The 6,543-nt window shown below is 32.7% G+C and carries 5 protein-coding genes; 1 reads left to right on the top strand and 4 read right to left on the bottom strand.

Going from position 1 to position 6,543, the window contains the following annotated elements:
* Positions 1-217: 217 nt before the first annotated feature.
* The 4 genes from IDG65_RS09550 to gtxA all read right to left on the bottom strand — a co-directional run bounded on the left by IDG65_RS09550 (position 218) and on the right by gtxA (position 5,126).
* Entirely contained in the window at positions 218-1,951 is a 1,734-nt protein-coding gene (locus IDG65_RS09550; RefSeq protein WP_000486501.1) for an ABC transporter ATP-binding protein, read from the bottom strand.
* A 24-nt stretch (positions 1,952-1,975) separates the two neighbouring features.
* Positions 1,976-3,739: an ABC transporter ATP-binding protein gene (locus IDG65_RS09545; protein ID WP_001064811.1), complete on the bottom strand. Its 1,764-nt coding sequence runs from the start codon at positions 3,737-3,739 to the stop codon at positions 1,976-1,978.
* 759 nt (positions 3,740-4,498) lie between these two features.
* On the bottom strand, positions 4,499-4,606 hold the full coding sequence (locus tag IDG65_RS09540) for a type I toxin-antitoxin system Fst family toxin (protein WP_000482647.1): 108 nt from the start codon (positions 4,604-4,606) through the stop codon (positions 4,499-4,501).
* 133 nt (positions 4,607-4,739) lie between these two features.
* The gene (gene gtxA, locus IDG65_RS09535; protein ID WP_000779356.1) at positions 4,740-5,126 is read right to left on the bottom strand and encodes a flippase GtxA; all 387 of its coding nucleotides are present in this window, start codon (positions 5,124-5,126) and stop codon (positions 4,740-4,742) included.
* A 267-nt stretch (positions 5,127-5,393) separates the two neighbouring features.
* On the opposite strand from gtxA, the gene IDG65_RS09530 reads away from it, so the two are divergent.
* Entirely contained in the window at positions 5,394-6,536 is a 1,143-nt protein-coding gene (locus IDG65_RS09530) for a glycerate kinase (protein WP_001176863.1), read from the top strand.
* The last annotated feature ends 7 nt before the right edge of the window (positions 6,537-6,543 follow it).

Genomic DNA, 6,543 nt, shown 5'->3' with positions numbered 1-6,543 from the left:
GCCAGTCGAAGACCGAGGCTGAGACGGCACCCTAGGAAAGCGAAGCCATTCAATACGAAGTATTGTATAAATAGAGAACAGCAGTAAGATATTTTCTAATTGAAAATTATCTTACTGCTGTTTTTTTTAGGGATTTATATCCCAGCCTGTTTATTTTTCTGTTGATTATCTATCACCCTTTTTATTTCCACATTCTGATTCCATATTAAACTATTATTTATAATTTCCAGCCTGCTGACTTACTTTTTATTCTTATAAAATCTTGATACATCCCTGGTTTTTGAATTAATTCATTATGACTTCCTCTTTGTATTATTTCACCATCATTGAGCACTATAATCTGATCTGCATTTTTAATAGTTTCAAGTTTATGTGCAATTGTAATTACTGTTTTGCCTTTACTTAATTCATTAATTGCCGTTTGAATCAGCTGTTCATTTTCAGGGTCAATACTTGCAGTTGCTTCATCTAAAATAATTATTGGTGCATCTTTTAATATCGCCCTAGCAATAGAAATCCTTTGCTTTTCTCCGCCAGATAAATTACTACCTTTTTCATTTAGCATTGTTTGATATCCCTCAGGTAATGACATGATGAAGTCGTGGCAACATGCTTGCTTCGCTACACGAATAATTTCTTCTTTCGTTGCACCTGGATTGCCAAACAATATGTTATTTTCAATCGTATCATTAAATAAATACACCTTTTGAAATACTGCACTAATTTTCGACATTAACGTACTTAATGTCATATCTTTAATATCAACACCATCGATGCGAATATTTCCATCATCGATATCATAAAAGCGCAAGAGTAAGTGACATAATGTAGATTTCCCACTTCCTGAAGGTCCAATTATTGCTGTTGATGTTTGTGTAGGTACCTCAAAATTCACATTCTTTATCACTTGTTTATCATCATATGAAAAATTCACGTTTTGAAAAGCGATATTTTCATTTTTAATCGTCAAATTTTTTCCATTCTCATCCAGTTCTGGAGCATTTTTTATCTTTTCAATATCATCTATCGTCATATCTATCATTTCGAGTACGTGTGCTGCACTATTAATGTTTTCAACACTATCAAATATCACAAATGAAAAAATTGAAATCATAATAAGGGTAGGTAAATCAATACTATGATTCATATATAATAAGCATGCAACTAATACAATCATTATTGAAACAACTTTTAAACTAAGTAAATGCAATAAATTGAATGGGATATATTGCATTTCTATTTTTGTATTTATACGTTTACTTTCATTGACTGCTTGGTTAAAACTTTTAAGACTCGTATTTTCTTTCGCGAATGATTTTATTACTTGAATACCACGAATAACCTCCAATACCTTTTCCACTAATTGGTTTTGTACATTATGATACGCTGGCGCATTTTGTCGACTCTTTCTTTCTAATAATTGAATAGCTAAAAATGATAGTAATACGCCAATGCATGCTAATAATGATACTTGCCACGAAACTACAAGTAGAGACAATATGAGTACTGTAATTAATATGTATCCATTAACAACAACGTCCACCATTTTCATAGCAAAGTTTTCTAAAAAGGTTAAATCTGTTGTTACTATTGTTGTTAACTCATTTGAATGATGCGAATTAAAATAACCTAACCTTACATTTTTCAATTTATCCCCTATATCTAAACGTTCTTTCGCACTCATTTCATAAGCGATGCTCTCATGGCTTTTGCTTTTGAAATATGCTGTAATAAATCGTCCAATCACTAATAAAACCATGATAATTACAACATTCAATATATCTTTCATATAAATAGGTTTATGAGATAGCACATTATTAAATATTTTTGCAGCTAAAAAGATAGGTAACGCAATAAAAATAGCATTTAAAAATGACATGCTAAATCCTAAAATCATTCTTGCTTTATATGGTCTTATCCAGTTTAAAATTTTAAATGTAATTTGAAACATATTTGACCTCCTTTTCTCATTAGTTTAATTATGTCCAGTATTGATTCCCCAATCTTTTGTATGCATGTGCGTATCCCACATTTTCTTATAATTACCGTTTAATTTTAGCAATAAGTGATGTGACCCTTTTTCTAAAATTTGTTGTTTACCTAAAACAATAATTTGATCTGCATGTTGAATCGTAGATAACCGATGTGCAATAACAATCAATGTTTTATCCTGCGTCAACACATTTAATGCTTCTTGAATTTTTTGTTCATTGTCTGGATCAACGTAAGCAGTCGCTTCATCTAATACAATGATAGGCGCATCTTTTAATATCATTCTTGCAATAGTGACTCGTTGTTTTTCACCACCAGACAATTCATCTCCCACTGTACCAACATTCGTATCATATCCATCTGGTAACTTTTTGATAAATTCATGACATTGTGCTAACTTGGCAGCTTTTTCAACTGCCTCATCCGTAGCTTCTGGATTGCCAAGTTTAATATTTTCTTTAAAAGTAAGATTTAATAAAAAGTTATCTTGTCCAACAAAACCAACTAAATCGTTAAGTTGTTTCGATTCAATATCTTTTATATTTATACCGCCAATCGTAATTTCACCTGAAGTCACATCCCAGTATCGTGATATAAGCTTGGCAATGGTTGACTTACCGCTACCAGATGCCCCGACGATTGCTGTGAAATTATTTTCTGGTACTGTAAATGATAAATGCTTAAAGACCAGATCGTCCTTATCTTTGTTATATGAAAATCCAACATTATTAAAAGCAATTTCATAATGTTGAGGCTTCTTAAATTTTGTTGACAATACTAACTCTTCTAGACTTAATATTTGATTCACTTCAGTTAATGCGTATTGTATAGACTTTAAATGATTTACATAATTAGTAAAATTCTTAATCGGTGCTACTACACCTAAAGATAATACGATGCATAGGAAAAATTCCGCATAGTTTAATTGGTTGATAGATATCAAATACATGCCGACCGGTAAAATCCCTAAAAATGTTGAAGGTAATACACTAGCTCCTAAATTCATATACCCCCATGTATTTTTAAACCAATTCAAAGTGTGAATCTTATAATTATCTACTGCATCTTTATATTTTTTATATGAACTTTGAGATTGATTAAATGTTTTAATCACTTCAATGCCTTCGATAAACTCTACAATCGCGCTATTCATATAATTATTCGATTTCATTTGTTCAGCATATGTCTCATTAAATCCAGACATAACTTTTTTAAAAGCGAAAATTGAAATTGGTATCGTTACTAATAAGGCACTAGCCATACGCCAATCAATGAGCATTATGTATAAAAAGATAGTAGCTGACAAAAGTAAGTTTCCTATAACTTCAGGAATCATATGTGCTAAAGGTAATTCTATTGTTTCAACCTTATCGACAAATATATTTTTTAATTCACCTATTTTCTTAGATTCCACTATGCCTAAAGGGAGACGCATTAATTTTTGAGCTAATTTTTTACGAATTTCAGATAAAATTTCATATGCCGTAATATGTGATAGCATCGTTGACGCTCCAAAACAACACACTTGTGAAATATAAGCGATTAAAGCAATAAAGATATAAACCATAATCGAATTAATCGTATATGCATTGTTAATCATCATTAAAATAATTTTAAAGACTGCCCAATATGGAACTAATCCAGAAAAGACACTGATGATAGACAACAAAATTGATAACATAATTTTCCATTTACTATCAGAAGCAAATCCGCTGAGTATCTTTATCCAATTTGTCTGATTGTTCATCGTATATGTAACTCCTTTCAATTTATAAGCTAAATTAAGCCACTTATATTATTTATTTCATTGAATGATGATAAAATATAAATTTGTTATTTGTTAAAAATTAATACTTATTACAAGTACATCATATATTAGTTGATAACGATTATCAATGTCGCGTGGATTTGTGACACATTTCTTTTAAAAATTCACAAGGTTATGGGGCAGAAATGATAAAGAGCCACTAATGATTTATTATGTAATGATTCTTTATCCTTAGCCACAGCTAATATGTACTTAAAAATAGGAATACATGAGTAAAACTCTATGTTGGGGCTCCGCCAACTTGCACATTATTGTAAGCTGACTTTCCGCCAGCTACTGTGTTGGGGGCCCGCCAACTTGCACATTATTGTAAGCTGACTTTCCGCCAGCTACTGTGTTGGGGGCCCGCCAACTTGCATTGTCTGTAGAAACTGTGGATCCAATTTCTCTATGTTGGGTCCCTGAGTATAGCCTTGTAGAGTCTAGTACATTGATTTGTATCCCAATGTCCCTATAATTGATTATTCGCTTTATCTAATGATCCTATGACTCAACTATTAAATCATTTTTCGAAATACTTAATTCTAAAATAATTAAATTCATTTATTGTAATATTGCAAAAAATACATTGCACACCTTGTTCATCAATGCTATAATTAGTTACATAATAAATTGAACATCTAAATACACCAAATCCCCTCACTACTGCCATAGTGAGGGGATTTATTTAGGTGTTGGTTATTTGTCACCTTTTTTATTGTTGCGCGTTCGTAACCAATGTGCAAAAAACGCAACAAGACAGCCGCTTAAAGCTGAAGTCATGATGTCAATTAATAAATTGAACATCCGTCATACACCTCCTCTCTGCGTTAAAGTAACGCCCGAGATGTTAGGCGACCATTATATTATATCATTTATTTATTATATTTCACGCAATATTAACGCCTGAGCAAAGTATTCTTTAGTGGTTTACGCTACTTTAATTACTATCTTTTAAAATCCATTTAGATAATATAAATGTGATGGGTATCGTAATCACTAAACCTGCAAATGGCGCAATTTCCGCTGGCAAATTTAGCCAGGATACAAAAACATATAATAAAACTGTTTGTAAGCTTACGTTGACAAGCTGCGTAATTGGAAAACTAATGAATTTTCTCCAAGTAGGTTTTACTCTGTAGACAAAATAACAATTCAAATAATATGAAATCACAAAAGCGACTATAAATCCGGTAATATGACTAATCATATATTCAATGTGTAATAATTTTAACAGCAATAAATAGACAACATAATAATTTAACGTATTAATGCCGCCAACAATGATAAATTTTAAAATTTCAGCATGCGTTTGTGTTAGTTTCATATGTGTAACTCCTCAACATCAAAATATATGTATAACTACGTTCTCCAACATACTCGAATATGCGAGCCAATCCGCTTCTCTTCAAATATACTTACTTCAATTTTTATACCCTTTCACAGCAAATTTAGTCTCTTTCCCCTCATCCTTATACGCCATTATAATGTAACTAATTTATCGCGCGACTCATTAGCACTATAGAGATTACTTTAGTTCACTAGTAATTTTATATACAATAAGAGCGACAACAGTAATGAGAGGATGTCTACTATGCAATTACAAAAAATTGTCATCGCTCCTGACTCATTTAAGGAAAGTATGACCGCACAGCAAGTTGGCAATATTATAAAGCAGGCATTTACTAATGTTTATGGGAATACCCTTCATTATGATATCATTCCGATGGCTGATGGTGGTGAAGGTACCACAGATGCTTTAATGCATGCAACAGGTGCCACTAAGTATACAGTCATCGTTAATGACCCTTTAATGCGACCTATTGAAGCATGTTATGCACGCGCAGACGAACAACAAATTGCAATTATTGAAATGGCGGCAGCGTCAGGTTTGGATTTATTAGAAAAAGAGGAACGTAATCCTTTATACACATCATCATATGGTACCGGTGAACTAATTAAAGATGCATTAAATCATGGTGCTAAGACCATTATTTTAGGGATTGGTGGCAGTGCAACAAATGATGGTGGTACAGGTATGCTAAGTGCACTAGGCGTAAAGTTTACTGATGTAAACGGGGACTTATTACAAATGAATGGTGCTAATCTTGCTCACATTGCACAAATCGATATAACCAATCTAGATTCGCGATTAAAAGAGGTGACCTTTAAAGTGGCCTGTGATGTTTCAAATCCTTTATTGGGTGAAAATGGTGCTACCTATATTTATGGTCCTCAAAAAGGCGCTGATGCAAAGATGATACCAAAGTTGGATTTCGCAATGTCGCATTATCATGATAAGATAAAAATGTGCACAGGAAAGTCCGTTAATCAAATACCAGGTTCTGGTGCAGCTGGCGGTATGGGCGCAGCATTATTAGCGTTTTGTGAGACAACTTTAACAAAAGGTATTGATGTCGTCTTTGACATTACAGATTTTCATCAAAGAATTAAAGATGCAGACCTCGTTATTACTGGGGAAGGACGCATGGATTATCAGACCATCTTTGGTAAAACACCCGTAGGCGTTGCGTTAGCTGCAAAACAATATCATATTCCTGTCATCGCGATTTGTGGAAGTCTAGGCGAAAATTATCAACATGTTTACGATTTCGGTATTGATAGTGCCTATTCTATAATCTCTTCACCTAGCACTTTAGAAGATGTCCTACAAAATAGCGAACAAAATTTATTAAACACTGCAACTGACATTGCTCGTATTCTGAAATTACAATAATGTCAAA

It is taken from the genome of Staphylococcus sp. EG-SA-17 (assembly GCF_017151845.1).
GTDB lineage: Bacteria > Bacillota > Bacilli > Staphylococcales > Staphylococcaceae > Staphylococcus > Staphylococcus aureus.
The sequence above is the reverse complement of the archived record's forward strand: the minus strand, read 5'-3'. Positions and strand labels throughout refer to the sequence as shown.

Bases quoted from the DNA above. Each gene is read 5' to 3' on its own strand.
- IDG65_RS09550 (WP_000486501.1), bottom strand. From the start codon at position 1,951: ATGTTTCAAATTACATTTAAAATTTTAAACTGGATAAGACCATATAAA.
- IDG65_RS09545 (WP_001064811.1), bottom strand. From the start codon at position 3,739: ATGAACAATCAGACAAATTGGATAAAGATACTCAGCGGATTTGCTTCT.
- IDG65_RS09540 (WP_000482647.1), bottom strand. From the start codon at position 4,606: ATGTTCAATTTATTAATTGACATCATGACTTCAGCTTTAAGCGGCTGT.
- gtxA (WP_000779356.1), bottom strand. From the start codon at position 5,126: ATGAAACTAACACAAACGCATGCTGAAATTTTAAAATTTATCATTGTT.
- IDG65_RS09530 (WP_001176863.1), top strand. From the start codon at position 5,394: ATGCAATTACAAAAAATTGTCATCGCTCCTGACTCATTTAAGGAAAGT.